This window comes from Zobellella endophytica (assembly GCF_003012775.1).
In the GTDB taxonomy this organism is placed as follows: domain Bacteria; phylum Pseudomonadota; class Gammaproteobacteria; order Enterobacterales; family Aeromonadaceae; genus Oceanimonas; species Oceanimonas endophytica.
Map to the genome: position 1 here is coordinate 66,835 of NZ_PXYG01000006.1, position 26,807 is coordinate 93,641.

The following is a 26,807-nucleotide window of genomic DNA, read 5'->3' on the forward strand; positions in this document are numbered from 1 at the left end:
TCAACCACTCACAGGGAACAGTATGATCAGCACAGCTCTCCATCGACGTTGGTTCTCCTACAGGGGACTCTCACCCCATCAGTTCATGCCCATGCCGGGCGTACACAAATTGCTTAATTTCGTTCCGGCCACAAAAAGCGTGGCCTCCACTGGACTGCCTACGCTGCGCTGCGGCAGCCAATTAGCAAAGCGTTATGCATCTGATGTCAGCTCAGAATCTTGCACATATTAATTCGAAGGAATGATTTTGAATTTTCCAATAAGCATTAAAGCAAATATCAATAGCCACAATGGTAACTTTTCTAGAGATATAGAGATTCAAGGCGGGCTGACCGTTCTCATTGGCCCAAATGGTGGTGGTAAGACTCACCTTCTGAGAGGGTTAAAGCAACCACTAGCTTCCATAGTACCTGGGAAAAAGGTTCGCTTTCTGTCTGCTGGGCGAATGGGCCTTCTTGAGCAATATCGCTCAGATTACAACGGGCATCACGGAAGCAACCCGGATTATGACGGCGCAAATTTTGGGTCAAAGCACGACACAACCCGAAGGCATCAAACGGAAACGCTAAATGGTGATTTCCAAACTCTTTCTGAGCGCGCAGATATATTAATTAAGGTGCAAGAGCGATTAAGAAAGCTGTTCAAGCGGGATTTGATAATTGAATGGGATGCCGGAACTTTAAAGGTGGTATTTGCGAGATTAGATACCACATCTAAACCATACTCGTCAGGTCGAGAAGCATCAGGATTACTTCATCTTGTCGGTATTTTGGCGGCCTTGTATGACGATGAAGTAGGAGCTTTATTAATTGATGAGCCTGAAGTCTCGCTCCACCCACAACTGCAGTCATTTTTATTGAATGAAATTATCTCTGCAGCTGGGCACCCATCTGAAGGTGGGTATAAAAAGATAGTGATTATGGCTACGCATTCGACAGAAATGCTCCGAATCACCAAGCCTAGTGACTTAACGTCGCTAATATTCTGTCATGATTTAGATAAACCTCCTGTCCAGCTCAATCCCAGCGATGAACAATTGAAAAATAGAAAGCTTCAAACTTTGATTGCCAGGCTTGGACAAGAGCATAAGCTATCATTGTTTTGCCGAAGGCCGCTCTTAGTAGAAGGGCCAAGTGATGTAATGATTGCGTCGTTCATTTCCAACAAACTTGAGCTTCATCTTGAAGCTGCAGGCTCTCAATTGCTACCGGTAATTGGCAAAGGCCAAATGCCAGTTGTTGTGAAGTTCATGAGGCTGCTTGGGAAAAATCCAGTAGTTCTCGCAGATGCTGACGCATTTACAGATGACATGGACCTAGTTCAATGCTTTTTAGCCAATTCCCCTGCTGCAGATGCAAGTGCTTCGAAACTTGGAGCGCCATCAGCTATAAAGCTCGCATCTTCAACATATAGCGATTTTTGTTCATTAGTAGGTCCTAATTGGGGAGATATATCTAAATTGGCTGAAGGGCATCCTTACTGCGTTAACGCCGAAGAGCCAGTTGATGATAAAGTTAAGAGAAGATCTGCTTTTTGCACGCTAATGAGTTTGGCTGGCTCGGATTTGAAAGGTTTAATCAATGCCGATAAATGGTCTTCCATGAAGGACCGGCTAGAAGTTGTATTGCGTTTACTAGAAGAGTCTGGGTGTTTTATTTTAAGGAAGGGGGCGATTGAATCATATTATCAAGCTTCTGATATTTATACGTCAGAAGGAAAGCCCACTGCTGCTGTCGATGAAATTGAGTTCTTAGATCAGATTCCAATCGCAGAAATTAGAGAAAAATTGGGTGATTTAGTTCGCTGTATTGAACACGCATCTGACGGCAAACGCATTGACGAGGCGGAATCACTTAGAGATATTCTTCTGTCTATTGCAGCACCAGCAGCTGCCCGATTAAGCGCAAATGAAAAGACAACTACCCAGGATATCAACATTTTAGCCAAAACTATTCTTGGGGAGCGCGCTAATATATTTAAGTGCTCTGTTGATGGTGAAAAATTAACGATTGACATAGAAAGTAAGATTCTGAATGTTAACGGCTTTCCAGTAACAATAGATAAAAATGATGATGTAGTTAAAATCATTGAGCGTGTCTTGCGAAGTAATGCATAACAAGTTGCTGCACACGGAAAATTACTCGCTGCGCTCCCAATTTTCCGGTGAGCAAAGCGTTAGCAGTGAAGGAGCTGATTGTGATTCGGGTAGTTTATCGTTGGAAAGTTAAGGAAGAGAATTTTACGAGATTTCAAGATGTATGGAGTCGTACTACGAACAAAATACATGAGACGGTTCCAGGGGCACTGGGAAGCTTTATGCTTCGTAGTCCAGAGGATAAAACCGAAGTGATTACAGTGGCAAAATGGAATTCAATGGATAGTTGGAGAGCATTTTGGGGTTCTGAGAATCCGTCGGAGATGGTTGAAATGCGAAAGATAGGGGAGAGAGTTTCAGCCACGGTATACGATGAAATAGACGACTTTACTCGTTGAAGAAAGTGTTGGTTCTATATCCATTGTTCACGATCCACATAACCAGGCCAGTCACGGCGACGCCTACTACATTGTGGCTTCGCCTCCACTCCGCAGCCACGCATTCTGGCTGGCTGGCGTTACATTTTCAAAGAATGAAGGAAATTTATGATTGATTTTTCCACTTTGCCAGATGAAAACTCTAAACGATTTGTCGCCGTATTAAATAAAAAAGTTGAGATAGGGCGACTTTATAACGCTCTTGGTCATATGACAGCAGGGCTTGTAGCTCAAGTTGGTGACGTCGATAGTCTATGTTTTTTGCAGTATCGAGATAAGGAAGAAGGTATTCACCCGTCGATATCGCATTACCCGTTTATAGTTCTCAAGGCTGATAACTCCAATAAAATTAGAAAAGTTCGTAGAGAACTTTTACAACGAAACATCCCATTCACCGATTTCACTGACACAATGATAGTTGGAACATCAGCGGAGCAAGTAAAAGCAACTTCAGAAAAATCGGAGCAAGATCTAGAGTACTTCGGTATTTGTATGTTCGGCGATACGTCTGTGCTCAAGGAGTTTACAGGAAAATTTAGTTTATTTAAGTAGTTTCCTTTGTTAGGGGAATGTAACAAGGAGCCACCCCGACGATGGACCTCACCTGCTTTCACGGATACACCTCGATAACGCATGAGGTGAGCCATGCCAGCTCACAAAACAGGGAAGCTAACTCAGCAATCCAGCGCTCCATAAAAACACCCCGCCACCTTGGTGGCTGCCCGCAATCGCGACCAGAATAGAGAAGATCGTTTAAGCAGGCGGCCCTCGCCGGCCGACACCCAACGGTAAAGGTGGCGTGCGATGATCGGCCCCCACCCCTATTCGAGGATCCCCACCCTATGACTACCCTTACCCTTAAAAACCGTGCCGCCTGGTCCTGGGCACTGTACGACTGGGCCAACTCCACCTTCGCCACCACGGTGCTGGCCGGCTTCTTCCCGGTGCTGTTCAAGCAGTACTGGGCCGGGGAGATGGCGGCGGCCCAGAGCACCTTCTGGCTGGGGCTGTTCAGCTCGGCGGCCAGCCTCTTGGTGATGCTGATGTCCCCCTGGCTGGGGGCGGTGGCCGACAGGCAGGGCGCCAAAAAGCGCCTGCTGCTGCTGTTCACCCTGATCGGGGTGCTGCCCACCCTGGGGCTGTTCTGGGCCGGCGAGGGCCAGTGGCTGCTGGCGGCGCTGCTGTTCGCCGCCGCCAGCGTCGGCTTTTTCGGCGGCCTCACCTTCTACGACGCCCTGCTGGTGGACGTGGCCGCCCCGGCAGAAAGCGACCGGGTCTCGGCCTGGGGCTATGCCCTGGGCTACCTGGGCGGCGGCCTGCTGTTCGCGCTCAACGTGGTGATGGCCACCCAGCCCGAGTGGTTCGGCCTGGCCTCGGCCACCCAGGCGGTGAAGGTCTCCTTCGTGATGGTGGCGGCCTGGTGGACGCTGTTCGCCCTGCCGCTGTTCTTCTGGGTGAAGGAGCGACCCGCTAGCGACGGCACCGACACCAGCTTCGCCGCCCTGCTGGCCGTACTGCGCCGGGCGGTCAAGACCCCCGGGGTGCTGACCTTCCTCATCGCCTACTGGCTCTATATCGACGGGGTGCACACCATCATCCGCATGGCGGTGGACTTCGGCATGGCCCTGGGCTTTGCCAGCAACAGCCTGATCGTCGCCCTGCTGCTGGTGCAGTTTGTCGCCTTTCCCGCCGCCGTGGCCTTCGGCTACCTGGGCGAGCGCATCGGCACCCGGCTGGCCATCTACCTGGGGCTGCTGGTCTATGCGCTGGTCACCGCCGGCGGCTACGCCATGCAGACCGAGGGCCAGTTCTTCCTGCTGGCCGGCGCCATCGGCCTGGTGCAGGGCGGGGTGCAGGCGCTGTCCCGCTCCTTCTATTCCCGGCTGATCCCCGCCGATCAGGCCGGCGCCTATTTCGGCCTGTTCAACATGATCGGCAAGTTCGCGGCGGTGCTGGGCCCCCTGCTGGTGGGGGTGGTGGCGCTGGCCACCGGCAGCAACCGGCTGTCCATCCTCAGCCTGCTGGTGCTGTTCGTGCTCGGCGCCGCGTTGCTGGCCCGGGTGCGAGAGCCCGGCCGCTGAGCGGCCGGCTCAGTCGAGCCGCTTGCGGAAGCGGGCGATCGCCAGGGTCATCATCAGCGCAATAAAGCCGAGCAGCGCCAGCACCTCCGGCCACAGCTCGGCCAGCCCCGCCCCGCGCAGCATAATGCCGCGGATCAGCCGCAAAAAGTGGGTCAGCGGCAGGGCTTCGGCAATCCACTGGGCCGGCCGGGGCATGCCGTCGAACGGAAACATAAAGCCGGACAACAGGATGGACGGCAGGAAGATGAAAAAGGTCATCTGCATGGCCTGGAACTGCGACTGGGCGCGGGTGGAAATCAGCAGGCCCATGCTCAGGTTGGCCAGGATCAGCAGCAGGCTGGCCCAGTACACATCCAGCACGCTGCCGCGGATGGGCACCGCGAACAGCAGCAGGCCGAGCAGCAGCACCAGGCTGGTCTGCACCAGGCCGATCAGCCCGTAGGGCAGCACCTTGCCGATCATCAGCTCGGCGCGGCCGAGCGGGGTGGCGATCAGCAGCTCCATGTTGCCGCGCTCCCGCTCGCGCACTATGCCCACGGCGGTGAACATCACCATGGTCATGGTCAGGATGATGCCGATAAGCCCGGGCACTATGTTGATGGCGGACACCCGCTGCGGGTTGTAAAAACTCACCACGCCGATGGGTGCCGCGGGCAGGGGCACCGACGACGAAGGCGTCCCCTCGGCCCGCCGGGCCAGCGGCAGCTGCGCCAGCGGCAGCGCCGCGCTCTGCACCACGGTGTCGCTGCCGTCCACCAGCACCTGCACCGCCTCTTCCCCCCGCGCCAGCCGCCGCTCAACGTCGGCCGGGATCGCCACCCCCACGCGGATCTCGCCCCGGCGCAGCAACCGCATCAGCTCCTGGGCACTGTTCGCCTCGGCCACCGGCGCTATCACCCCGGTGGCAATCATGTCCATCGCCAGCTGGCGCGACTGGCTGGTCCGCGCCTCGTCGGCGATGGCCGCCGGCAGGTGGCGCAGGTTCAGGTTGATGGCGTAGCCGAACAGGATCAGTTGCAGCAGGGGAATGCCGACGATCATCGCCAGGGTGACGCGGTCGCGGCGGATCTGGCGCAGTTCCTTCAGCACCACCGCCCACAGCCGGCGCCCGTTCACGGCGCCGCCCCGCCCGCCGGGCCGCCGTCGTGGCGGGTCACCGCCACAAAAACGTCTTCCAGGTTCGGCCGGGTCGGCCGCACCTGGGCCGCCAGCCCCGCCAGCGCCTGCCCGATACGGGCCGCCTCCCCGCTGCCCTGCCCCTCCGCCACCAGCACCCGCAGGCTGTTGCCGATCTGGGCCGCGCTCAGCACCCCCGCCAGCGCCAGCAGCCGCTGCTTCGCCTGCCGCGGTTGCGCGCAGCGCACCTCCAGGGTTCGGCCGCTCAGGGCGCCGGTCAGCGCCGCCGGGCTGTCGTCCGCCACCAGCCGGCCGCGATCCAGGATCGCCAGCCGGTGGCAGCGTTCCGCCTCGTCCATATAGTGGGTCGACACCAGTATGGTGGTGCCCGCGTCCGCCAGCTCGAACAGCGTCTCCCAGAAATCCCGCCGCGACTCCGGATCCACCGCGCTGGTGGGCTCGTCCAGGAACAGCAGCTCCGGCCGGTGGATCACCGCCCCCGCCAGCGCCAGCCGCTGTTTCTGGCCGCCGCTCAGGGCGCCCGCCAGCTGCCCGGCCCGGTCGGAAAAACGATATTCCCGCAGCAGATCGTCCACCCGCCGGGCGCCGGCCCGCCGGGGCAGGCCCTGGATGGCGGCGAGGAACTCCAGGTTCTCGCGCACGGTGAGATCGGCAAACAGGGAAAAATGCTGGGTCATGTAGCCGATGCGCCGGCGCAGCGCCTCGGCCTGCTCGGGAATGCGCAGCCCCAGCACCTCGATCCGGCCGGCGGAAGGGGTCAGCAGGCCGCACAGCATGCGGATGCTGGTGGACTTGCCGGAGCCGTTGGGGCCGAGAAAGCCGTACACCTGGCCCCGCGCCACCCCGAGATCCATTCCGTCCACCGCGCGCAGGCCGCCGAAGTCTTTGCTCATCCCGCTGGCGCGGATGGCCAGGGCGTCATCGGGCATCGGCGGCCTCCTCGAAGATCACGCTCAGGGGCAGGCCGGCGGGCAGCCCGGCGGCGTCCTCGCCCAGCTGGATCTCCGCCAGGTAGCTGAGCCGCGCCGCGTCCTCGCCGGTCAGCGCGTAATAGGGCGTGAAGCCGGGCTCGCCGCGGATCATGCGCACCCGTCCGCGAAAGCCCGGCTCCACCCCCTGCACCACCACCCGGGCGGCGTCCCCCACCCCTATGCCCGGGCGCAGGGGCGCGGGCACATACACCCGGGCATAGGGGCTGTCGCCCACCAGCAGGGTCGCCAGCGGAGCGCCCATCGGCGCCTCGTCGCCTTCCTTGAAGGGCAGGCTGTCCACCCGTCCCGCCCGGGGCGCCCGCAGGGTCAGTTTCTGCTGCAGCAGCAACAGCGCCTCGGCCTCACCCCGCGCCTGGGCCAGCGCCGCCTCGGCCTGGGCCAGTTGCTCGGGGCGGGTGCCCCGCTGCAACTCCAGCAGGGCCGCCTGGGCCGCCTCCGCCCGGGCCCCGGCGCTTTCCGCCGCCGCCCTGGCGGCGTCGGTGTCGGCGTGGGACACATGGCCGTTTTGCTCCAGGGCGCGCAGGCGGCGATACTGGGCCAGGGCTTCCCGCTCCTCGGCGCGGGCGGCGGCCAGGGCGGCCCGGGCCACCGCTATGGTTTCCGGCCTGGGGCCGGCACGCAGCTCCGCCAGCAGCTGCCGCCGCCGCCGCACCTCGGCCTCGGCGGCGGCCCAGCGGGCCCGGGCCAGGCCGTCGTCCAGCTGCACCAGGACCTGCCCCGGCATCACCCGCTCGCCTTCCCGCACCGCCAGCCGGGTGACGGGCTCCGCCGCCGGGGCCGGCAGGGTGATGCGATCCCATTCCAGGGTGCCGAGCACCCGGTCCGGCTCGGGCCCGCAGCCGGCCAGCAGCAATACCGCCGCCGGCAGCAGGGTCTTCATGGCGTCGAACCGGCCTCGACGGCGGGCAGCCGACGGGCCCGGCCCTCGCCGGGAGGGGGGCGGCCGGCGGCCTTGCTGGGGGGCGGCTGGGCGTGTCATCGGCGTCTCGCTGTCGGAACCTATCCAAAATTTGGGTAGATATCGGATGAATTACAAGTCCGTCTCGCCCGGCCACCGCAGGACTCCGCTACCGGGCCGGCTCCCCGGGTCCGAGGGCCGCGGCCCAAAATCCCCCGCCATGGCATATAGTGAGAACAGGTTCGTCACCACGAGGAAAAAACCATGACTCCCCTGCAGGATCGTGCCGCCGGCGCCATTATGGGCGCCTTTATCGGCGAAGCCCTGGGCGTGGGCCCGCACTGGTATTACGATCTGGACCAGCTGCGCCGGGACCACGGCGACTGGATAGACGGCTACACTACCCCCAAAACGGGCCGCTACCACGAAGGGCTCAGGGCCGGGCAACTGTCCCAGGCCGGCATCATCCTCAAGCTCACCCTCGCCTCCCTGGTGGACTGCGGCGGCTACGACGAGGCCGATTTCTGCTGGCGGCTGGACCAGGATCTGTTCCCCCTGCTCGACGGCACACCGACCACAGGGCCCGGCGGCTACACCAGCCAGTCGATCCGCGATACCTGGCACAAACGGGTAGAAGAAAACCACCCCTGGGGCCGCTGCGGCGGCCACGCCGACACCACCGAGGCGATAGAACGCACCCTGGCCATCGCCGTGCGCTACGCCGGCGAGCCGCACCGGCTGGCCGAAGCGGTGGCCGCCAACACGGTGCTGACCCAGATAGACAACAACATGGTGGCGATGACGGTGGCCTTCGGCGCCGTCACCGGCCTGCTGGTGCAGGGACATAAGCTGGACGGGGCCCTGTCCGACAAGCTGATGGCGCTGGTGAAAAGCGGCGAGCTGCCCTTCCATGCGGTCACCGCCGGCAACCTGCAGCCGCCGCGTCCCGGCGAGCCCGAGCCGTCCCGAGCCGGCCGCTTCGCCTCGCCGGACGCCCTGCTCACCCCCTCCTACATGGCCAGGGCCGCCGAGGATCCCGCCATCCGCATCGAGCCGGCCTGGAAGGTCTCGCTGGTGTACGGCATGCCCTGCGCCATCTACCACCAGTTGCCCGCCGCCTACTACCTGGCCGCCCGCTTCGACCGCGACTTCGAGGCCGCCGTGCTGCACGCCATCAACGGCGGTGGCCAGAACCAGGCCCGCGCCATGCTCACCGGCACCCTGGCCGGCGCCCGGGCGGGGCTGTCGGGCATCCCCCGGCGCTTTATCGACGGGCTGGAAGAAGCCGACGAATTGCAGGAACTGGCCCGGCAACTGGCGGAGCAGGTGGCAACGGATACGGCTTAGTAGCCCCGCGAAAATAGCCCCTCACAACGAAAACCGGGCGTAGATGGGGTTATGGTCGGAGATCAGGCTGGTGTTGATGGCGGTGGCCGAGCGCAGGGTCAGATCCCGGTAGAAGATAAAATCCAGCGGCTGGCGCAGGTAGCTCTTGATATGGTGCGGGTCTTCCATCACCGCCTGCTGCAGGCCGATGGCCCGGCAGAAGTCGCTCAGGTAGCGGCGCCGCTGCCGGCTCCACACATTGAAATCCCCGGCCACGATCAGCGGCCCCTGGTGGCGCAACAGCTCCCGTTTCATGGCGGTGATGTCGTTGTAGAAATGGCCGTGATGCACGAAGTTGATGGCGTGGATATTGGCCACCAGCAACTGGGCGCCCCCGGCCAGGGGATGGCGGGTGAGGATCAGGCTCTTGTGGGTGGCGAAGCTCAGCTCCCGGCTCTGGCTGAGCAGGGCGGTGACTTCGTCGAAGGCGCACTGGCCGGCGGTCAGCACCCCGAACAGGTGCGACGGGGTCTGGATATTGGGCGACACCGCGTAGGACCAGTTCTCCAGCTGCAGCCGCCGGTGCATCGCCAGCTTGGCCTCCTGCAACAACAGCAAACTGGTGGGGAAGCGGTCCATCAGCCCCGCCAGGCACAGCTGGAAATTGGGGTTCAGGGTCAGCTTCTGAGCGTTCCAGCACAGCACGCCCAGTTCGTCGCCGTCCAGAGGCTGATGCTGATGGCCGAGCTGATGGGGCGCTATCTGGGGGCGAAGCATGGGGAGACGGTCCTGCGGTGGCGAAATCTGATCTACAGCTTAGCATCGCCGGGCCTCCGGCCGCGATGGTGCCGCGCCATCGAGCGGATGCCGGGCACAAAAAAGCCCGGACCAGCCGGGCCGGGCGGGTTACAGCTTGGCGAGCTCGCCGTCGAAGTAGCTGGCGGCGGCATCGGTAAACTCGAAATGCTGCCGAATATAGTGCAGCGTGCTCCGCTCGATGTCGGTCACCCCCTGCCCATCCTGGGCCGATTTCAGCAAATCGGCCGCCTCCTCCTTCGATATCTTGCCCTCTCCCCTGCCCGTGGTGTGTGCCGTGGCCAGCTCGATCAGTTCTTTTTCGTACTTTTCGCCACCAATGGTTACATAAGCCATGCCGTGTTCCTTTCCGTCGAGGTTGATACGTGCTCTCCCGTGCCGGCGCGACACCGGCATGACTCAATGTAGTACATTCGCCGCCATCCGGTGGCGTTGCCCGCCACCAGGAGCCGGTGCTGTTCATGCGCGCCGACTGCGAGGTGTGCCGCGCCGAAGGGTTCAACGCCAATACCCGCATCCTGCTCAGCCAGGGCGAGCTGGACTACGCCGCCGACTATTACGCCGACAACCAGGATCTGTTTATGACCGGGGAGGCGCCGTGAAGCCGCGGCTGTCGGACCCTGTCCGCCGGCCGGCGGGGCCGGGTCAAAGGGTAAGAATGCGCTCATATTCGCCGATCTCCACCTCGAAGGCGGTGGTTCTGCGCAGATAATCGCGCATCGCCTCTAGCGCCTCGGGCTCGCCGTGCACCAGTTGAATAGGGGTGCCGGGGCGCAGGGCCGAAGCAGCCAGCCACTGCTGCAGCTCCACATAGTCCGCATGGCCCGACAGCCCGTGCAGCATCGCCAGCCGGGCCCGGTTCGGCACCCATTCACCGTGGATACGCACGCTGTCGCAGCCCTGCAGCAGCTTGGCTCCCCGGGTGCCGCCCGCCTGGTAGCCGGTCAGTACCAGGGTGGTGCGGTGATCCGGCAACAGCCGTTTCATATGATGGAGGATGCGGCCCCCGGTCACCATGCCGCTGCCGGCGATGATGATATGGGGATACACCTCGTTGGCCAGCGCCTTGGACTCCTCCACGCTGCGGATCAGGGTAATGGACCGGCTCAGTTCCTGCTGGTCGGCAAAGCGCGCGTAGATTTCCCCCACCTCTATCGCCATCGGACTGTCGAGGAAGATGCTGAGCCGGGGAATGCGCTGCTCGGCCATCAGCTGCACCAGCAGGCTCTGCAGGACCTGGGCCCGGCCCACGGCAAAGCTCGGGATCAGCATGACGCCGCCGGCGGCAACGGTGTCGTTGACCAGGGCCGTCATCTGTTCGAAAGGATCGCCCGGCTCATGGCGGCGATCGCCGTAGGTGGACTCGAGCAACAGCAGGTCCAGCGCCGGCAGCGGCCGGGGCGGATACATGAAGGGATCCTCGGGCCGGCCCACGTCGCCGGAAAAGCCGACCCGCTTGCCCTCGGCCTCGAGGATCAGGCTGCCGGCTCCCAGGATATGGCCGGAGGGCTGCAGCCGCAGCACCATGCCGCCCAGTTGCAGCGGCTGGTCGAACTCCAGCGGCCGGAACAGTTCCATGCTCAGCTCCGCCGTTTCCCGATCGTAGAGCGGTTCCGGCGGGGTATGCCTGCTCAACTGGTGGCGGGAGAGAAAGCGGGCGTCTTCTTCCTGCAGATGACCGCAGTCGGCCAGCAGAATGTCGCACAGCGCCCGGGTGGCCGGATGGCAATACACGGGCCCGCGATAGCCCTGGCGGTAGAGCACCGGCAGGTAGCCGGAGTGATCGAGGTGGGCGTGGGTCAGCACCACCGCGTCGAGCCGGTGCACATCGAGCGGCAGCGGCTGCCAGTTGCGCCGCCTGAGCCATTTGTAGCCCTGGTACAGGCCGCAATCCACCAGGATGCGGGTGTCGCCGCTGTGCACCAGAAACTTGGAGCCGGTGACCGTTTGCGTCGCGCCGAGCAGGGTGATCTTCACAAGGCCTACCTCCGTTTGCCGATGGAGCTTCCTTCAGTATCGGCCAGCCGTGCCGGCTTTGCCGCCGGCCCGTGCTCAACGCGGGTTGAGCGCCCACAGCTCGCCCCCGGGGCGGAAGTCGAGCGCCATGGTCAGGCTCACCGCCACTATGGTGATCAGCGACAGCACGAATACCCGCCGGGCCCAGCCGCTTACCTCCATGCCTCGGCGCCAGCCCCAGCAGGCCAGGGCCAGCCACCACAGGCTGGTGGCGCAGGCTACCGCCATAAAGGTCAGGCCGGTGTAGCCCGCCAGCGGCAGCAGGGCGGAGACCAGGCAGAACAGGGCGATATAGAGCACGATGTGCACCCGGGCCCGGTGGATGCCCCTGGCCACCGGCAGCACCGGAATGCGTGCCGCCTGGTAATCCCGCAAGCGGAAGATGGCGATAGCGTAGGAGTGCGGCATCTGCCACAGGCAAAACATCAGCAGCAGAATGGCGGCACCGGGATCGAAGCGGCCGCTCACGGCGCAATACCCCACCACCGGCGGCACCGCCCCGGACAGGCTGCCCACCAGAGTGCCGTATACCGAGCGGCGTTTCATGTACAGGCTGTAGAGCCCCACGTAAATCCCGTAGCCGAAGGCGGCGAACCCCAGCGCCACCGGGTTGGTGGCCGCCGCCAGCAGGCCGAAGCCGAGCAGGCCCAGCACCAGGCCGACGATCAGCGCCGTGCGGGGCGCCAGTTCGCCGGTCACGGTGACCCGCCGGCGGGTCCGTTCCATACGGGCGTCGATGTCCCGGTCGATGCAGTTGTTGATGGCGCAGCCGGAGGCCACCACCAGCGACAACCCGAGCACGGTGGCCGCCAGCAGCGCCGGGTCGATATCGCCCCGGGCCGCCAGGCAGAATCCGCCCGCCACCGCGATCAGGTTGCCCATGATGATGCCCGGCTTGGTTACCTTGAGATAAGGCCAAATCATAAAAAATCCTTCGGATGCCAGCATCCCGTTATCGTATACAAGGCGCCTGCCACCACCCCGAACAGTCAACCCATGAGCACCAAGGGAGCCAAAGGGACCCTGCTCAGCCGACCCTCTGCGCCAGGGATGGCGCAGTGAGCCCCCAGGGATGGGTTTACGGCGTGTCGGCGGAGTTGGCCCTTTGGCTGACTTCATTCGCGTTGGCAGGCGATGCTTTCAGCCATGAGGGGCTGGCTCAGGGCCCCTCATGACTTTCTTTCATGATCAATACATCATCATGGCGTTGGCGCTGTAGATGATCCACACGGACAATCCCACCACCATCACGATGATCAGGGCGGTGAACAGGAAGGCGAAGCTGCTGTCCCGTCCCGCCCGGGAAAAATCCAGGTGCAGGAAATACTTGAGGTGCACCACCAACTGCACCATGGCCAGCCCCACCACCACCGCCAGGGTGGCCGGCTTGCTCAGCTGCCCCGCCATCACCGCCCAGAACGGAATGGCGGTCAGGATCACCGACCACACAAAACCGGTCAGGTAGGACTTCACGCTGCCGTGCGCCTGGGCGCCGGCCGAATGTTCATGACTCATCACATTGCCCCCATCAGGTAAACCACGGTGAATACGCAAATCCACACCACGTCGAGGAAGTGCCAGAACAGGCTGAGGCAGTTCAGCCGGGTGACCGTCCGGCCGCCCAGGCCGCGCCGGACCACCTCGACCATCATGATCAGCATCCAGATCAGGCCGGCGGTGACGTGCAGGCCGTGCAGTCCCACCAGGGTGAAGAAGGCGCTGAGGAAGGCGCTGCGCTGGGGGCCGTTGCCGTGGGCGATCAGGTGCTGGAACTCGTAGAGCTCCATGCCGATAAAGACGGCGCCGAGGGCGAAGGTGACGGCCAGCCACAGCAGGGTGCCGCCGCGCCGCCGGCGATGGGCGCACAGCATGGCGAAGCCGTAGGTGATGCTGCTCACCAGCAGGGCCGCGGTTTCCACCAGCACGAAGTCGAGCTCGAAGATGTCCCTGCCCGACACCCCGCCGGCGGTGTTCATGTAGAGCACCGCATAGGTGGCGAACACCGAGGCAAACAGGATGCAGTCGGTCATCAGGTACAGCCAGAAGCCGAAAATAGTGTTGCCGCCGCTGTCGTGGTGTTCCTCGTGGGACTCGGCCTCGTGGGCGACGCTGAGATCTAGGGGTACTGCGGTCATGATGCCTCCTTCGCCAAGTTGGTCAGATGGGCCTGTTCGATACGCGCGACCTCCTCGGGCTGCACGTAATAGTCGGTGTCATTGTCGTAGGCGCGGCACAGGAAGACGGCAAAGGTTCCCGCCAGGGCGGCGAGCACCAGCCACCAGATATGCCAGATGGCGCCGAAGCCCGCTGCCGTGACCGCCGCCGCCATCAGCACGCCGGCCGCGGTGTTCTTCGGCATGTGCACCGGGGCGTAGCGGCGCGGGCGGGAATAGGCCTCACCCCGCTCCTTCATGTCGGTGAAGGCGTCGATGTCCCGCACCCGGGGCAGCACCGCGAAGTTGTAGAACTGGGGCGGCGAGGCGGTGGACCACTCCAGGGTGTGGCCGTTCCAGGGGTCGCCGGTGCGATCCGGGTGCTGCGCGCGGTCGCGGATGCTCACGTACAGCTGCACGAACTGCAGCAGGATGCCCGCCAGTATCACCAGGGCGCCGGCGGCGGCCAGGTAGAGCCAGAGGTTCCAGTCGGGGTTGTCGCTGTGGTTGAGCCGCCGGGTCATGCCGAGGAAGCCGAGCACGTACAGCGGCATAAAGGCCAGGTAAAACCCTACCTGCCAGCACCAGAACGACGCCTTGCCCAGCCGCTCGTCGAGGTGGAAGCCGGTCGCCTTGGGGAACCAGAAGGCGAAGCCGGCCAGGTAGCCGAACACGGCGCCGCCGATGATGGTGTTGTGGAAGTGGGCGATCAGGAACAGGCTGTTGTGCAGCACGTAGTCGGCGCCCGGCACCGCCAGCAGCACCCCGGTCATGCCGCCGATGGTGAAGGTCACCATAAAGCCCAGGGTCCACAGCACCGGCACCGTCAGCCGCAGCCGGCCCCGGTACATGGTGAACAGCCAGTTGAACAGCTTCACCCCGGTGGGCACCGCGATGATCATGGTCATCACCCCGAAGAAGGCGTTGACGCTGGCGCTGGAGCCCATGGTGAAGAAGTGGTGCAACCAGACGATAAAACCCAGCACCGAGATGGCGCCGCTGGCCCACACCATGGAGCTGTAGCCGAACAGCCGCTTGGCGGTGAAGGTGGAGATCACCTCGGAGAAGATGCCGAAGGCGGGCAGGATCAGGATGTACACCTCGGGATGGCCCCAGGCCCAGAACAGGTTGATGTACATCATGGCGTTGCCGCCGCCGTCGTTGGTGAAGAAGTGGAAGTCCAGGTAGCGATCCAGGGTCAGCAGGCCCAGCACCGCGGTGAGGATGGGGAAGGAGGCGACGATCAGGATGTTGGCCCAGGTGCAGGTCCAGGTGAAGATCGGCATCTGCATCAGCTTCATGCCCGGGGCCCGCATGCGGAACACGGTGACCAGGAAGTTGACCCCGGTGAGCAGGGTGCCGATGCCGGAGATCTGCAGGGCCCAGATGTAGTAGTCCACCCCCACGCCCGGGCTGAACGACAGCTCCGACAGCGGCGGATAGGCCACCCAGCCGGTCCTGGCAAACTCGCCCAAGCCCAGGGAAATGTTGATCAGCACGGCGCCGGAGGCCGCCAGCCAGAAGCTCAGGTTGTTGAGGAAGGGAAAGGCCACGTCCCGCGCGCCGATCTGCAGCGGCAGCACTATGTTCATCAGGCCGATCATGAAGGGCATGGCCATGAAGATGATCATGATGACACCGTGGGCGGTGAAGATCTGATCATAGTGCTCCGGCGGCAGGTAGCCTTCGGCGCCGTTGGTGGCCAGGGCCAGTTGGGCGCGCATCATGATGGCGTCCGAGAAGCCCCGGATCAGCATCACCAGCGCCAGGATGATGTACATGATGCCCAGCCGCTTGTGGTCGACCGAGGTCAGCCAGTCGTGCCAGAGCACACCCCACTTGCGGTAACGGGTGAGCAGGGCCGCGATGACCAGACCCGCCACCCCGACCACCGCCAGCGTCACCATGATGATGGGCTCGTGGTAGGGGATCGCATCCAGTGTTAACTTTCCGAGAAATGACATAATTACTCCTCCGCCGCCATCGGCATATGGGCGGCATGCTGGTGGTCGTCGGCCGCGCTCTGGTGATCCTGCATGTACTGCATCACGATATGGTGGAACAGGCCGGGGCTGACCGTGCCGTAGTGCTCCACCGGGTGATGCTCGCTGGGTTTGGCCAACTGCCGGTAGCTGGCGGGGGTGAGCGCCCGTGGCTCGCCTTTCATCCCGGCGACCCAGTCGTCGAAGCCGGCCCGGTCCGGGGTGGCGATGGCCTTGAACTGCATGCCGCTGAAGCCTTCTCCGCTGTAATTGGCGGAAATACCGTCGAAAGTGCCGGCTTCGTTGGCAATCAGGTGCAACTTGGTCTCCATGCCCGCCATCGAGTAGATCTGGCTGCCCAATTGGGGAATGAAGAAGGAGTTCATGGTGGTGTCCGAGGTGATCTTGAATTCCACCGGCACATCGGCGGGGAACACCAGCTCGTTGACCGAGGCGATGCCCTGCTCCGGGTAGATGAACAGCCACTTCCAGTTGAGCGACACCACCTCCACCGTCAGGTGCGGCCGGTCGCCGTCCAGCGGCTGGTACGGGTCGAGCGCATGGGTCGAGCGCCAGGTGATGGTGCCCAGCACCAGGATGATCAGGATGGGCACCACCCAGACCACGGTTTCTATCTTCCGGGAATGCGACCACTTGGGCGTGTAGCGCTCGTGGTCGCGGCCATCGCGGTATTTCCAGGCGAAATACAGCGTCATGCCGATCACCGGCACCACCACCAGCAGCATCAGTATGGTCGAGACGATAATCAGGTATTTCTCGTCGATGCCAACCTGTCCTTTGGGATCGAGCACGCCACCCCGGCAGCCGGCCAGCATGGCGACGGCCGCGAGCGACAACGCCGCGTTAAAAAGGCTGCGAATTAACAAAAGGGACCTCCCCCTATCCGTAAGTCATAAGGGTGCCGCCCGTTCGAGCGGCAACGAGACAACTGCTTTGTCAGCAGGAACTTATGAACATGATCCGGGCAGACACCGGCGCAGGGGCGCCCGTTCGCCGGCGGACAAGGCCGCGGCGCACCGGGTGCAATCCACCGGGCGTTACCGGATCATGACGGACAGGACAGGAGGGGCGCGGCAGCCGTGGGCCCGCTGCGCCATGCCACCCAGGGCGGGGGCAGGCAGCGCCGGTGGCGGGGGTTCAACGGCGATCCCGGAAAGGGGATCGGTGAGCAGGTTGAGGATCAGCAGGCATTGCTGCAACAGCAGTGGCGCCAGCAGCAGCAGCCCTGCGGCCCCCAGCTCAGCCAGCGACAGCAGCGACAGGCTGTCGCCGAGCACCAGCAGGTATTCCGCCGCCTGGCCGAAGAGGCCGAACCAGGAAAACAGCCATTCGGCGATCGTCCCCAGCAGGGCGAACAGACAGACACCACCGACGCCCGCCATGCCGGCGCGGGACAAGGGCGCGGGCAAGCGCCATGTTTCAGCAAGGGTGGTGTTGCAGCTCTGGTTCAATGGGTATGGTCCGGCCGGGGCTTAGAGTGCCGGTGAAAGAGGAAACACAACTGTTCTCAATCACCAAGGCCCCGGAGAGTATCAAAAAGTATACAACCGCACAACCGCCGGGCCCGGGTGCCGGCGACGAAGAGTTATCGCCGGTGCCCGCCCTGCCGCGGGTCTATAGTTAACCTGAGCCATAACAAGGGGCGCGGGAGCCGATCATCACCTTGTAGGCGGGCTTGATACCGATAAGGCGCACCGGCGCCGGGCCGGCATGCCGATACCAGGGAAACCACCGGCATGCCAGCCGCAGGATGGGATCCCCCGTATTGGCGGGGCATCCGACAGGAGTCTTGTATGACATGCTTTTCTCGCCTCCGCCGGCACACCAGGTTGCTGTGCCTGACCCTGGTGCTGGCCGACGCCGCCGCCCAGTCCAACAGCCCCCGCTGGTTCGAGGTCACTCCCGGCGCACCCGGGATCCATATCAGCGGCACGGTGCGCTACCTGAACCTCGAAGGCGGGATCTATATCATCCGCGACGCCCGTGGCACCCACTACCATCCCATCAACCTGCCGACCGCCTTCCAGCAGGACGGGCTGCCGATCGAGGCCCTGGCCAGGCTGCGGAATGACAGCCAGTTCGGCCTCAGGGTCGAGCTGCTGCGCATCCGCCGGGCCAGCCGCCTCGAATAGCCGCCGGGCAGCGGAGGAAAGCGGGGCCCTGAACTATTCTTGGGGGAGAGGGTCACCCTGGGTGACAGTGTAAATCGACGCTGAGAGGTGTTGTCATGTTCAGGCATTGCGTCGCGGGTACCGATTTTTCCGCCGGCTGGGACCAGGTACAGTCTCAGCTGGCACGGATGATCCCCCTGCTGGGAATAGAACGACTGACCCTGGTTTACGCGGACGAGCCCCATCACCGCAGCCACAAGGACGCCAACGGCTGTGCCAATCGCCGTATTCACCTGGAACAGCTGGCAGGCGACATGGTGCAGGCCCTGGCGATACCGGCCGATTCCGTCTTCGTGTCGGGCTTTGCCGCCGCCGCCCTGCAGGAGGTGGCCACCCGGCGCGAGGCCGACCTGCTGCTGGTGGCCAACGGCAGCCATTCCCGCGGGCAGGAATTCCTGATGGGCAACGTGGCGCTCAGCCTGGCCCGCCAGAGCCGGCTGCCGCTGCTGATCATCCCGCTCGATCTCGGCCCCGTCGATGACGAAGCCCCCCTGCTGCTGGTCACGGATCATTCACCGGCCTCCGCCAGCGCGCGTGGCTGTTTCGCCGGCTTGCTGGGCGCCGGGCGCCGCGGCCGGGTGATGATAGTCCGCAACCCGGATCATCAGGTGACCTTCGAGGAACTGAAGGCCGAAGAGGGATGGGCGGAGGACAATGCCCAACTGGACGTCGGCGTGGTCATCGGCGATCCGGTGGATGAGATCTGCGAGGCCGCCAGCGAGCTGAAAACACCGCTGATCGTGCTTGGCAAGCACCGCATCCCGTCCGGCGGCGAACAATCGCTCGGCGCCACCCTGGAGGGGATCTGCCGACAGGCGGTCAACCCGCTGCTGCTGCTGCCTTCCTGAAGCCGCGCGGCACATACCGAACGGGCAGGATGGTCCGCTCCTTTCTATACTCGGATCCTCGGCCGGCAGGCCTGTCCGGCCCGCCGGCGCGGCATCCACAGGAGAAACCCCATGTCCATCAAGATAGTGACCCTCTGCGGCAGCGTTCGCCCCGGCAACTACACCGCCATGGCCCTGGAACTGGTCCATGACGAATTCAGGAAGATGCCCGGGGTGGAGCTGACCCCCCTCCGGCTGGACGAGCTGGCGCTGCCCCTGCCGGGACTGCCGGCGAACAAGCCGGACGCCATCGCCCGCTTTCAGGACACGGTCGCGGCGGCCACCGGCGTGCTGCTGGCCTCGCCGGAATACCACGGCGGCGTCAGCAGCCCGATGAAGCTGGCCATCGACAACCTGGGCTTTCCCAGCAAGCTGGCCGGCAAGCCGGTCTCCCTGTTGGGGGTGGCGGCGGGTAGCATCGGCGCCATCAAATCCACCGAGCAGCTGCGCGCCATCTGCGCCCATATCGGGGCGGTACCGCTGCCGCTGGCGGTGTCGGTGGCCAATGTGCAGCAGGTGTTCGACGCCGAGGGCCACTGCCTCGATGCCGGCACGGAAAAATTCATCCGCCGGGCGGCGCGCAACCTGATCGACTACATCAACGACGCGGTCTGCCCCAAAGTCAGCCTCGAGGCCATACTGCGCGGTCGGGAGGACGAAAGCTGAGCCCGGCCAAATCCGGCTATAGTTAATGGCTTGACCATAACTCTTGACCATAACAAGGAGCAGGGCGATGAACATGAATCCGGTAGTCTGGTTCGAGATTTACGTGGCGGAGATGCCCCGGGCCAGGGCCTTTTACGAAGCCATGCTGGCGGTGCGGCTGGAGCCGCTGGCCGATCCCACCGTCGACGACGGCACCAATCTGGAGATGTGGGCCTTTCCGGGCCAGCCCGAAGGGGCCGGCGCCTGCGGCACCCTGGCGCGGATGGAGGGCTGCGCCCCCGGGGGCAACGGCACCCTGGTGTATTTCGGCTGCGACGACTGCGCTCAGGAGGCCGCCCGGGCGACAGCCAGCGGCGGACGCCTGGTGCGCGACAAATTCGCCATCGGCCCCCATGGCTTTATCGCCCTGGTGGAAGACACCGAGGGCAATATGATCGGCCTGCACTCCATGCAGTGACCGCCATTTGCCGGCCGCGACGCCATGGTCACGGCCGGCCTTATCAGGCTCCCCTCCCCGCCGTTATTCCGCTAAGCTTGAGCATCACCTGTTCCATCGGAGTCCTTTATGCAGTCCTCGCTGTATTCCGTTCTGCTGCTGCCCCTGGTGTTGCTGCTGTCGGCCTGCGCCAACCCCAAGCCGGGCGACTGGCAGGTGCTGGCCCCGGGCGGGCCCGATTTGAGGTTCACCGGCATGGTGCACCATCTGGAGCTGGAAGGTGGCCTCTATCTTGTCCGCGACGCCGGCGGCACCAACTACCACCCGGTCAACCTGCCCGCCGCCTTCCGCCGGGACGGCCTGGCGGTGGCGGTGGAGGCCCGTCGGCGGGACGACCTGCTGTCCATCGGCATGGTCGGCCCCATGATAGAGCTGACTCGCATCCGCGAGGCCGAGCCCGAGCCCGCCGTTGCCCTGCCGGGCAGCCGCTGGCGGCTGGAAGACCTGGGCGGCCGGGGCGTGCTGGATCGGGTGCCGGTCACCCTGGCCTTCCCCGAGCCGGGCCGGGTCGCCGGCTTCGCCTCCTGCAACCAATTTGGCGGCAGCGCCGATATCGACGGCGAGCAGATCCGGATAAACGGCCTCAAAGCCACGCAAAAGGGCTGCACCGAGGCGGTGGAGCATCAGGAACGGCGGTACCTGGCAGCGCTGGCAAGTGCCACCCGCTTCATCACCCAGGGGCCCTTTCTCTACCTCTACGGCCCGAACCATACCCAGCCGCTGAAGTTTATCCGCATCGAGGAAGAAGAGCGGTTGATGGGCGACTGGACCATCACCGCCCATCACCTGCCCGGCATCGGCGCCATGAGCGAAGCGGAGGCCGCCGCCTGGCACGGCCGGCGGCTGCAACTGCGCTTTCCCTGGGCGGAGTGGGAGGGCGAGCGTTGCGAACGGCCCCGTTACCGGCTAAGTTCCCTCGAACCGGACGCCCTGCTGGCCGACTACCGGCTGGCCCCGGGCAGCCTGCCGCCGCTGGAAACGGCGGCACGGCCGCAACGGCTGGAGGTGTTCTGCGCCGAACGGCCCTGGCTCGAGCTGCTGGTCGGAGACAACCGGCTGCTGCTGCCCTGGGATGGCGCCTTTTTCGAGCTGGAGCCTGACGGCGGTATTCATAGCGCGACCAGCCAGTGATTATCGACTCAGGGCGATACGCGCACCCAGGCCCAGCAGCAGCAGGCCGGAGCCGCCCTCCAGCGCACGGGTGTAACGGGCGCCGGCCGGGTTGCCGAACACCAGGCCGCCCAGGCAGGCATAGAAGCTGTTGCTCAGGGTGGCCAGCAGGCTGAACAGCAGGCCGAGCAGCACCAGTTCGGCGGCGGGATTAGCCGAGTTCGCACTAACGAACTGAGGCAGGAAGGACAGGAAGAAGATGGCCACCTTGGGATTGAGCACGCTCACCACCACCCCCTGGCGGAACACCCCCCGCGCCGGCGCAGCGCCAGCCTGCGGCCGCAGCGGCGAGGTGCCGCGCCAGCTGTTGCGCAGCGCCATCACGCCCAGGTAGAGCAGGTAACAGGCGCCCAGGTACTTCACCAGGCCGAACAGGAAGGCGGAGCTCAGGATCAGCGCCGACAGCCCCAGCACGGCGGCGGCGGTATGCACCAGGTAGCCCAGGCCCAGCCCCAGGGCGGCCTTGAGCCCGGTACGCAGCCGGCCGCGCATGGTGCTGGACACCACATAGACGACGTCCGGCCCCGGGATCAGGTTGAGCGACAGGGTGGCGATCACGAACATCAGCAGGGTATGGGCTTCCATCAGATCACCACCTTCAGCGCCAGCCCCAGCAGCACCAGGCCGCTGAGTTTGTCGATCATGCCCGACTTGGCCTTGAGCCACACCAGCACCGGTCCGCGCGACAGCGCCAGCGCCACCAGCACATACCAGAGGGCGTCGATGCCGCCGGCGGTGAGCATCATAATGCCGCCCTGCTGCCAGCCGGTGTCGGCGCGCACGAACTGGCTGAACAGGGCCAGGAAGAAGATGGCCAGCTGGGGATTGAGGAAGGCGACCATAAAGCCCTCGAAGGCCCCCCGGCGACCGCGCACATTATGGGTGCCCTGACTCCCTTCGCCGCCGCCGGGCTTCGCCAGCAGCGCCCTGATCCCCAGCCAGGCCAGGAAGGCGGCGCCGCCGTAGCGGATGATGTCGAACAGCAGCGGAGTTTTGGTGATCAGCAGCGCCAGCCCCAGGGCGGTGATCAGGGCGTAGAGCCCCACCCCCAGGCCGTGGCCCAGGGCGGTGGCCACGCCGTGTCCCTGGCCGCCCCGCACCGTGTTGCGGATCACCAGCGCCAGGCTGGGCCCGGGGCTGACCGCCCCCATCATACAGATCGCCGCCAAGGCCAGCCAACTGGTCAGTTCCATGTTCTTCCTCTCTTGTCACCGGGGTTCTGAGTTCAGCTTAATACCGCCCTCATCATGCCCATAGTGAAAGTTAGGAATAGATTTCATAACCAAAAGCTATAGTTTGGTGCGACTCTCCCGCACCGTGCGCTGCAGGTGATCCCGCAGAAAGGGGAAGCACAGCTCCCGGAACCAGCGGTGGGCCGGATCCTGGTGGTGGCGCTGGTGCCACATCAGGTGATACTGCTGGGCCTGGGTGGCGAACGGCAGCGCCGTATAACATAGCGGATGCGCCCGGGACAGCTGCCAGGCAATATGGGCCGGGGTGGTCAGCAGGCAGTCGGTGCGGCACAGCACCTCCACCGCCGCCTGGAAGAAAGGCACCCGGGCGAACCAGCGCCGGGCCAGCCCCAGGGGCGCCAGCACCCGCTCCACCGGGCTGTCCTTGTCGCCGCCGCCGCTCACCTGCAGATGGGGCCAGGCCAGGTAGTCGTCCAGGCCGGGCGAGCGGCCCGCCAGCGGATGGTGCCGGCCCATCAGCACCACCAGGCCATCTTCCCCCTGGCACAGGCCGCGGATCTGCTCCGGCACCTGGTCGGTGATGGTGGACACCAGATCGAGCGGCGACTGCCACAGCTGCGGCAACTGGCGTTTGTCCCACAACACATACTCCAGTGCCGCCCCCGGCGCCTGGCGGGCCAGTTCGGCGCAGATGTCCGGCAGTATGTACTGGGCCACGTAGTCGGATGAAGCCAGCTGGAACCCCCGCTCGCAACGGGCCGGATCGAAGCCGGGCGCCGCGTAGAGCCGCTCCAGCGCCCCGAGCGAGTCGGCCAGCTCCCGCGCCAGCAACTCGGCCCTGGGCGTGAGCAGCCAGCGCTGGCCCTCGCGCACCAGCAGTTCGTCGTTGAACTCGCTGCGCAACTGGGCCAGCTGCTTGCTGATGGACGGCTGGCTCAGGTGCAGCAGCTCCGCCGCCCGGCTGAGGTTGCGGGTGTCGAGCAGCACCTTGAGGGTGGGCAGCAGGTTGAGGTTGGCTTTGTGCACCTTGAGTTATCCTTCCGTCGGCCGGAGGCCTATCTTAGGCCAGCCGGTGCCGGCACTGAAGGGGCGATGGCCATCCGACACCCTATTGTCTTGTCATGGACAAAAACCATACAATCCCTTCTTCTTGCCAAAAGCCCCGACCCAAAGCGCGAAAGACGCTGGAGAACATAATAAATGCAATATAAATGGATACTGTTCGACGCCGACGACACCCTTTTTCACTTCGATGCCTTCGCGGGACTCAGGCGTATGTTCGCCGGCTTCGGGGTGGACTTCGGTGAGCAGGACTTTCACCACTACCAGACCCTCAACCAGCCGCTGTGGGTGGACTACCAGAACGGCCACATCACCGCCGAGCAGTTGCAGCATCAACGCTTCGCCGGCTGGGCGGAACGCCTGGCGGTGACAACCCGCGAGCTGAACAGCGCCTTCCTCCACGCCATGGCGGACATCTGCGCCCCCCTGCCCGGCGCCCGGGAACTGATCGACGCCCTGTCCGGCAGGGCCCGACTCGGCATCATCACCAACGGCTTTACCGAATTGCAGCAGGTACGGCTGGAGCGCACCGGCTTCAGGGACGCCTTCTCCACCCTGGTGATCTCCGAGCAGGTGGGCCTGGCCAAGCCGGATCCGGGCATCTTCGAACACGCCCTGGCACTGATGGGCCGGCCACCCCGGGAGCAGGTGCTGATGGTGGGCGACAATCCCCATTCCGACATCCTCGGCGGCCTCAACGCCGGCATCCACACCTGCTGGCTGAACACCGCCGGCAAGCCCGCACCCGAGGGCATCAGCCCCCACTACCAGGTGAGTTCGCTGCACGAATTGCACAAACTGCTGCTGTGTTAGAGCGTGAGGCGTGAGGCGTGAGGCGTGAGGCGTGAGGCGTGAGGCGTGAGGCGTTGCAGGAGAATACCAACACTTTCCCCTCACAGCTACACGCAACAAGGGCGGCCCGGAGGCCGCCCTTTATTCATTCCTCGGTATTAAACCGCATGGCCGGGGTCGGTTGCCGGAATCCCTTGGTCAGCCATACCAACCACAACATGCCGGCCAATAGCCAGGTGCTCCCCAACAGGACGGCCGTCTTGTCCAGGCTGCTCAGCAGCCACAAGGTCGCCATCATGCCCAGCAGGGGGAAAATCAGATAAAACAGCACGCCATGGCCGTCTCGCCGCCGTTCCCGAATAAAGTAATGGAACACCACCGCCGCATTCACCAGGGAAAAAGCCAGAAATGCACCGAAGTTAATAAAAGAGGTCGAGGTGGTAACATCCAGACCCAGGGCCAACAAGGCCACCAGTGCACTGAAACACAACGCCGCCACGGGTGTGTTGAAGCGACCGAGCTGACCCAGCAGCTGTCTGGGCAAGACATCGTCACGCCCCATGGCGTAAATCAGCCGTCCGCCACTGGCCTGGGCGGCAATACCCGAGGCAAACTGCCCCACGACCAGACCGATCATAAAGAGGGAAACAAAGATATCCCCGCCGATATTACGGGCGATTTCAATGGCCGCGGCATCGGTATTGTCAAACCGGGCACCGGGATGAGCCAGCTGCACGAAGTAGGACACGGCGACAAAGATCAGCCCGCCAATCAGGGTAATGAGCAGGATTGCCTTGGGCACGGTACGCCTGGCGTCCCGGGTTTCTTCCGTCAGGGTGGTTACGGCGTCAAAGCCGAGAAAGGAATAACAGGCCACGGCGGCGCCCGCCATCAGCGTACTCATGGTCGCCCCCTGCTCCCCCAGGAAAGGGGCCAGGCTCCAGAACGGCCTGGACCCATCGGAGCCGATATAATGCAGGGTCAGGCCCACGAAGGCGACCAACACCAGGAACTGTGCCACCATCAGCAACGCATTGATGGCGCTCGCCATTTTGAGGCCGATAATATTAATTACCGTGGTCACCCCGATAAAGGCGAGCAGCCATACCGCCTGGGGGATGGCGGGAAACGCCGACGCCAGATAAGCGGCCCCGATCAGCCAGATCACCATGGGCAGGAAAAGATAGTCGAGCAGTATCGCCCAGCCGGCAAAAAAACCCAGCTTGTCATTGATGGCATGACGAACATAACCATAGGCGGAGCCCGCCGTCGGACAGGCGGCCGCCATGCGGCCGTAACTGTGTGCGGTAAACAGCATGGCCACCAGCGCAATCAGGTAGGCGCCCGGTACGCTGCCCTCGGTAATGATGGCCAGTATGCCAAACGTGCCCAGCACGATAATAGGTGTCATATAGGCCAGACCAAACAGCACCAGCTGCGGTAATGTCAGGGTTTTCTGTAATTTGAGCATCATCGACTCCTTGTCGTCGTAGTCCTGATAATAAAGATGGGGCTGAGGGTTAATCGAAGAACCAGTAACGCCGGCCATCGGGGGCATCTTCCGCCCGGCCGGCCAGCTGCAGGCGGCGATCCGCCAGGTAGTGGTAATCCCGGCGAGCCCGGTCCAGCCGGGTGAAATCCAGCCAGACAGGGGCGGAACCCTGATCCCGCCCCAGCTCGGCCACTAGCTCGCCATGGGGATCCATCACTGCGCTCTCTCCCGCAAAGGTAAGTCCGGCGCCACTGCCCGCCCGGTTAGTCATGGCAATAAACACTTGATTATCCTGCGCTCTGGCCAGGGCAGCCTGACGGTGTACCCGGCCATAGGGATCCATGTTGCCGTTGGTCACCAGGATCAGGTCGGTGCCCATGGCGGCCAGAGCTCGGGCCGTTTCGGGGAATTCAATGTCGTAGCAAATCAGCAAACCAATCCGGCGGCCGCGCCACACCCCACTGACCAGCCGGTCTCCGGGACAGACCAAGTCGCGCTCATCGGGCCACAGGTGGGTTTTTCTGTAGCGTAGTGCCACCCCTTCTTCCGGCGTGATCAAGACGGTGGTGTTAAACACCCGGTCGCGATCACGTTCCAGTAAGCCGATGGCGATGGCCATATCCTTGCGGCGGCTGACATCGATCAGGGTGGTCAGTTCTGGGCCAGCGATCGCCAGCGCCCGGTCTTCAACATGACCAGGTTCGGCAAAACCGGTGAGGTGGGTTTCGGGAAAGATCACCAGCCGGGTAGCCGGATCACGGCTGTCTATCCATGTCAGGGCCTGGGCCAGGTTGTGTTCGACATCCCCTTCACGGCTGGCCAGCTGGGCGAGTTCAATCTGCATGTCCCGTCTCCTGTTATGTTATGTTGAAGGCCGCAGTTTCCGTTACGGCACCAGTATGACAGCTGGCAGGACTTTGCCTA

29 protein-coding genes are annotated in these 26,807 nt (G+C 63.5%); 12 read left to right on the plus strand and 17 right to left on the minus strand.

What is annotated here, in order from left to right; genetic code table 11:
• The first annotated feature begins 247 nt into the window (after positions 1 to 247).
• From C7H85_RS13695 to C7H85_RS13710, 4 genes are all read left to right on the plus strand, one after another.
• Positions 248 to 2,116: an AAA family ATPase gene (locus C7H85_RS13695; RefSeq protein WP_106730259.1), complete on the plus strand. Its 1,869-nt coding sequence runs from the start codon at positions 248 to 250 to the stop codon at positions 2,114 to 2,116.
• A 65-nt stretch (positions 2,117 to 2,181) separates the two neighbouring features.
• The gene (locus C7H85_RS13700; RefSeq protein WP_210433653.1) at positions 2,182 to 2,493 is read left to right on the plus strand and encodes an antibiotic biosynthesis monooxygenase family protein; all 312 of its coding nucleotides are present in this window, start codon (positions 2,182 to 2,184) and stop codon (positions 2,491 to 2,493) included.
• A gap of 147 nt (positions 2,494 to 2,640) precedes the next feature.
• Positions 2,641 to 3,084 (plus strand): DUF2000 domain-containing protein, encoded by a 444-nt coding sequence (locus tag C7H85_RS13705; protein ID WP_106730260.1) that lies wholly within the window; start codon positions 2,641 to 2,643, stop codon positions 3,082 to 3,084.
• Positions 3,085 to 3,374: 290 nt separating this feature from the next.
• Positions 3,375 to 4,613, plus strand: coding sequence for an MFS transporter (locus tag C7H85_RS13710; protein WP_106730261.1), 1,239 nt, complete (start codon positions 3,375 to 3,377; stop codon positions 4,611 to 4,613).
• 9 nt (positions 4,614 to 4,622) lie between these two features.
• Here C7H85_RS13710 and C7H85_RS13715 read toward each other — a convergent pair whose 3' ends face one another.
• Genes C7H85_RS13715 through C7H85_RS13725 form a run of 3 tightly spaced genes read right to left on the minus strand, consistent with a single transcriptional unit; the run spans position 4,623 to position 7,622 of the window.
• Complete coding sequence (locus C7H85_RS13715; protein ID WP_106730262.1) at positions 4,623 to 5,729, minus strand: ABC transporter permease; 1,107 nt, start codon at positions 5,727 to 5,729, stop codon at positions 4,623 to 4,625.
• A complete protein-coding gene (locus C7H85_RS13720) occupies positions 5,726 to 6,679 on the minus strand; it encodes an ABC transporter ATP-binding protein (protein ID WP_210433654.1) in 954 nt (317 codons plus the stop codon). The genes C7H85_RS13715 and C7H85_RS13720 overlap by 4 nt, the downstream gene beginning before the upstream one ends.
• Positions 6,669 to 7,622 carry an HlyD family secretion protein gene (locus C7H85_RS13725; RefSeq protein WP_106730263.1) on the minus strand — a complete coding sequence of 318 codons (954 nt, stop codon included), beginning with the start codon at positions 7,620 to 7,622 and terminating at the stop codon, positions 6,669 to 6,671. The genes C7H85_RS13720 and C7H85_RS13725 overlap by 11 nt, the downstream gene beginning before the upstream one ends.
• Before the next feature lie 282 nt (positions 7,623 to 7,904).
• Between C7H85_RS13725 and C7H85_RS13730 the strand changes: the two genes are divergently transcribed.
• Entirely contained in the window at positions 7,905 to 8,987 is a 1,083-nt protein-coding gene (locus tag C7H85_RS13730) for an ADP-ribosylglycohydrolase family protein (protein ID WP_106730264.1), read from the plus strand.
• Between the two features lie 21 nt (positions 8,988 to 9,008).
• Here C7H85_RS13730 and C7H85_RS13735 read toward each other — a convergent pair whose 3' ends face one another.
• Together C7H85_RS13735 and C7H85_RS13740 are read right to left on the minus strand one after the other, a co-directional pair.
• The gene (locus C7H85_RS13735) at positions 9,009 to 9,743 is read right to left on the minus strand and encodes an endonuclease/exonuclease/phosphatase family protein (RefSeq protein ID WP_106730265.1); all 735 of its coding nucleotides are present in this window, start codon (positions 9,741 to 9,743) and stop codon (positions 9,009 to 9,011) included.
• A gap of 129 nt (positions 9,744 to 9,872) precedes the next feature.
• On the minus strand, positions 9,873 to 10,118 hold the full coding sequence (locus tag C7H85_RS13740) for a hypothetical protein (RefSeq protein WP_106730266.1): 246 nt from the start codon (positions 10,116 to 10,118) through the stop codon (positions 9,873 to 9,875).
• A gap of 116 nt (positions 10,119 to 10,234) precedes the next feature.
• Here C7H85_RS13740 and C7H85_RS19735 point away from each other — a divergent pair, with 116 nt between their 5' ends.
• Complete coding sequence (locus C7H85_RS19735; protein ID WP_158260097.1) at positions 10,235 to 10,384, plus strand: hypothetical protein; 150 nt, start codon at positions 10,235 to 10,237, stop codon at positions 10,382 to 10,384.
• 43 nt (positions 10,385 to 10,427) lie between these two features.
• On the opposite strand, the gene C7H85_RS13745 is transcribed toward C7H85_RS19735, so the two are convergent.
• The 7 genes from C7H85_RS13745 to C7H85_RS13775 form a co-directional block, all read right to left on the minus strand.
• Positions 10,428 to 11,759, minus strand: a complete 1,332-nt coding sequence (locus C7H85_RS13745; RefSeq protein ID WP_106730267.1) for an MBL fold metallo-hydrolase RNA specificity domain-containing protein — start codon at positions 11,757 to 11,759, stop codon at positions 10,428 to 10,430.
• A gap of 75 nt (positions 11,760 to 11,834) precedes the next feature.
• On the minus strand, positions 11,835 to 12,722 hold the full coding sequence (cyoE, locus tag C7H85_RS13750; protein ID WP_106730268.1) for a heme o synthase: 888 nt from the start codon (positions 12,720 to 12,722) through the stop codon (positions 11,835 to 11,837).
• Between the two features lie 264 nt (positions 12,723 to 12,986).
• Positions 12,987 to 13,313 carry a cytochrome o ubiquinol oxidase subunit IV gene (cyoD, locus tag C7H85_RS13755; RefSeq protein ID WP_106730269.1) on the minus strand — a complete coding sequence of 109 codons (327 nt, stop codon included), beginning with the start codon at positions 13,311 to 13,313 and terminating at the stop codon, positions 12,987 to 12,989.
• Positions 13,313 to 13,933, minus strand: coding sequence for a cytochrome o ubiquinol oxidase subunit III (cyoC, locus tag C7H85_RS13760; protein ID WP_210433655.1), 621 nt, complete (start codon positions 13,931 to 13,933; stop codon positions 13,313 to 13,315). The genes cyoD and cyoC overlap by 1 nt, the downstream gene beginning before the upstream one ends.
• Positions 13,930 to 15,915 carry a cytochrome o ubiquinol oxidase subunit I gene (gene cyoB, locus C7H85_RS13765; protein WP_106730271.1) on the minus strand — a complete coding sequence of 662 codons (1,986 nt, stop codon included), beginning with the start codon at positions 15,913 to 15,915 and terminating at the stop codon, positions 13,930 to 13,932. The genes cyoC and cyoB overlap by 4 nt, the downstream gene beginning before the upstream one ends.
• 2 nt (positions 15,916 to 15,917) lie before the next feature.
• Positions 15,918 to 16,820, minus strand: coding sequence for a ubiquinol oxidase subunit II (gene cyoA, locus C7H85_RS13770; protein ID WP_106730272.1), 903 nt, complete (start codon positions 16,818 to 16,820; stop codon positions 15,918 to 15,920).
• A gap of 171 nt (positions 16,821 to 16,991) precedes the next feature.
• Complete coding sequence (locus C7H85_RS13775) at positions 16,992 to 17,405, minus strand: hypothetical protein (protein WP_146140464.1); 414 nt, start codon at positions 17,403 to 17,405, stop codon at positions 16,992 to 16,994.
• 342 nt (positions 17,406 to 17,747) lie between these two features.
• Here C7H85_RS13775 and C7H85_RS13780 point away from each other — a divergent pair, with 342 nt between their 5' ends.
• The 5 genes from C7H85_RS13780 (at position 17,748) to C7H85_RS13800 (ending at position 21,305) form a co-directional block, all read left to right on the plus strand.
• Positions 17,748 to 18,086, plus strand: coding sequence for a hypothetical protein (locus tag C7H85_RS13780; protein ID WP_106730274.1), 339 nt, complete (start codon positions 17,748 to 17,750; stop codon positions 18,084 to 18,086).
• Between the two features lie 95 nt (positions 18,087 to 18,181).
• Positions 18,182 to 18,973 carry a universal stress protein gene (locus C7H85_RS13785; RefSeq protein ID WP_106730275.1) on the plus strand — a complete coding sequence of 264 codons (792 nt, stop codon included), beginning with the start codon at positions 18,182 to 18,184 and terminating at the stop codon, positions 18,971 to 18,973.
• Positions 18,974 to 19,084: 111 nt separating this feature from the next.
• Positions 19,085 to 19,678 (plus strand): NADPH-dependent FMN reductase, encoded by a 594-nt coding sequence (locus C7H85_RS13790; RefSeq protein ID WP_106730276.1) that lies wholly within the window; start codon positions 19,085 to 19,087, stop codon positions 19,676 to 19,678.
• 67 nt (positions 19,679 to 19,745) lie between these two features.
• Positions 19,746 to 20,135, plus strand: coding sequence for a VOC family protein (locus C7H85_RS13795; RefSeq protein WP_106730277.1), 390 nt, complete (start codon positions 19,746 to 19,748; stop codon positions 20,133 to 20,135).
• Positions 20,136 to 20,243: 108 nt separating this feature from the next.
• Positions 20,244 to 21,305: an META domain-containing protein gene (locus tag C7H85_RS13800; protein ID WP_106730278.1), complete on the plus strand. Its 1,062-nt coding sequence runs from the start codon at positions 20,244 to 20,246 to the stop codon at positions 21,303 to 21,305.
• Here C7H85_RS13800 and C7H85_RS13805 read toward each other — a convergent pair whose 3' ends face one another.
• From C7H85_RS13805 to C7H85_RS13815, 3 genes are all read right to left on the minus strand, one after another.
• Positions 21,306 to 21,929: a LysE family translocator gene (locus C7H85_RS13805; RefSeq protein ID WP_106730279.1), complete on the minus strand. Its 624-nt coding sequence runs from the start codon at positions 21,927 to 21,929 to the stop codon at positions 21,306 to 21,308.
• Positions 21,929 to 22,537, minus strand: a complete 609-nt coding sequence (locus tag C7H85_RS13810) for a LysE family translocator (protein WP_106730280.1) — start codon at positions 22,535 to 22,537, stop codon at positions 21,929 to 21,931. Before C7H85_RS13810 ends, C7H85_RS13805 begins: the two co-directional genes overlap by 1 nt.
• Before the next feature lie 96 nt (positions 22,538 to 22,633).
• Positions 22,634 to 23,563, minus strand: a complete 930-nt coding sequence (locus C7H85_RS13815; RefSeq protein WP_106730281.1) for a LysR family transcriptional regulator — start codon at positions 23,561 to 23,563, stop codon at positions 22,634 to 22,636.
• Between the two features lie 174 nt (positions 23,564 to 23,737).
• On the opposite strand from C7H85_RS13815, the gene yjjG reads away from it, so the two are divergent.
• Positions 23,738 to 24,412, plus strand: coding sequence for a pyrimidine 5'-nucleotidase (gene yjjG / locus C7H85_RS13820; RefSeq protein WP_106730282.1), 675 nt, complete (start codon positions 23,738 to 23,740; stop codon positions 24,410 to 24,412).
• Between the two features lie 124 nt (positions 24,413 to 24,536).
• Here the strand turns inward: yjjG and C7H85_RS13825 are convergent, their stop codons facing one another.
• Both C7H85_RS13825 and C7H85_RS13830 read right to left on the minus strand, forming a co-directional pair.
• Positions 24,537 to 25,862, minus strand: coding sequence for an APC family permease (locus C7H85_RS13825; protein ID WP_106730283.1), 1,326 nt, complete (start codon positions 25,860 to 25,862; stop codon positions 24,537 to 24,539).
• Positions 25,863 to 25,911: 49 nt separating this feature from the next.
• On the minus strand, positions 25,912 to 26,727 hold the full coding sequence (locus tag C7H85_RS13830; protein ID WP_106730284.1) for a carbon-nitrogen hydrolase family protein: 816 nt from the start codon (positions 26,725 to 26,727) through the stop codon (positions 25,912 to 25,914).
• Between the last annotated feature and the right edge of the window lie 80 nt (positions 26,728 to 26,807).

Bases quoted from the DNA above. Each gene is read 5' to 3' on its own strand.
- C7H85_RS13705 (WP_106730260.1), top strand. From the start codon at position 2,641: ATGATTGATTTTTCCACTTTGCCAGATGAAAACTCTAAACGATTTGTC.
- C7H85_RS13710 (WP_106730261.1), top strand. From the start codon at position 3,375: ATGACTACCCTTACCCTTAAAAACCGTGCCGCCTGGTCCTGGGCACTG.
- C7H85_RS13720 (WP_210433654.1), bottom strand. From the start codon at position 6,679: ATGCCCGATGACGCCCTGGCCATCCGCGCCAGCGGGATGAGCAAAGAC.
- C7H85_RS13725 (WP_106730263.1), bottom strand. From the start codon at position 7,622: ATGAAGACCCTGCTGCCGGCGGCGGTATTGCTGCTGGCCGGCTGCGGG.
- C7H85_RS13730 (WP_106730264.1), top strand. From the start codon at position 7,905: ATGACTCCCCTGCAGGATCGTGCCGCCGGCGCCATTATGGGCGCCTTT.
- C7H85_RS13735 (WP_106730265.1), bottom strand. From the start codon at position 9,743: ATGCTTCGCCCCCAGATAGCGCCCCATCAGCTCGGCCATCAGCATCAG.
- C7H85_RS13740 (WP_106730266.1), bottom strand. From the start codon at position 10,118: ATGGCTTATGTAACCATTGGTGGCGAAAAGTACGAAAAAGAACTGATC.
- cyoE (WP_106730268.1), bottom strand. From the start codon at position 12,722: ATGATTTGGCCTTATCTCAAGGTAACCAAGCCGGGCATCATCATGGGC.
- cyoD (WP_106730269.1), bottom strand. From the start codon at position 13,313: ATGAGTCATGAACATTCGGCCGGCGCCCAGGCGCACGGCAGCGTGAAG.
- cyoC (WP_210433655.1), bottom strand. From the start codon at position 13,933: ATGACCGCAGTACCCCTAGATCTCAGCGTCGCCCACGAGGCCGAGTCC.
- cyoB (WP_106730271.1), bottom strand. From the start codon at position 15,915: ATGTCATTTCTCGGAAAGTTAACACTGGATGCGATCCCCTACCACGAG.
- C7H85_RS13780 (WP_106730274.1), top strand. From the start codon at position 17,748: ATGACATGCTTTTCTCGCCTCCGCCGGCACACCAGGTTGCTGTGCCTG.
- C7H85_RS13785 (WP_106730275.1), top strand. From the start codon at position 18,182: ATGTTCAGGCATTGCGTCGCGGGTACCGATTTTTCCGCCGGCTGGGAC.
- C7H85_RS13790 (WP_106730276.1), top strand. From the start codon at position 19,085: ATGTCCATCAAGATAGTGACCCTCTGCGGCAGCGTTCGCCCCGGCAAC.
- C7H85_RS13795 (WP_106730277.1), top strand. From the start codon at position 19,746: ATGAACATGAATCCGGTAGTCTGGTTCGAGATTTACGTGGCGGAGATG.
- C7H85_RS13800 (WP_106730278.1), top strand. From the start codon at position 20,244: ATGCAGTCCTCGCTGTATTCCGTTCTGCTGCTGCCCCTGGTGTTGCTG.
- C7H85_RS13805 (WP_106730279.1), bottom strand. From the start codon at position 21,929: ATGGAAGCCCATACCCTGCTGATGTTCGTGATCGCCACCCTGTCGCTC.
- C7H85_RS13810 (WP_106730280.1), bottom strand. From the start codon at position 22,537: ATGGAACTGACCAGTTGGCTGGCCTTGGCGGCGATCTGTATGATGGGG.
- yjjG (WP_106730282.1), top strand. From the start codon at position 23,738: ATGCAATATAAATGGATACTGTTCGACGCCGACGACACCCTTTTTCAC.
- C7H85_RS13825 (WP_106730283.1), bottom strand. From the start codon at position 25,862: ATGCTCAAATTACAGAAAACCCTGACATTACCGCAGCTGGTGCTGTTT.
- C7H85_RS13830 (WP_106730284.1), bottom strand. From the start codon at position 26,727: ATGCAGATTGAACTCGCCCAGCTGGCCAGCCGTGAAGGGGATGTCGAA.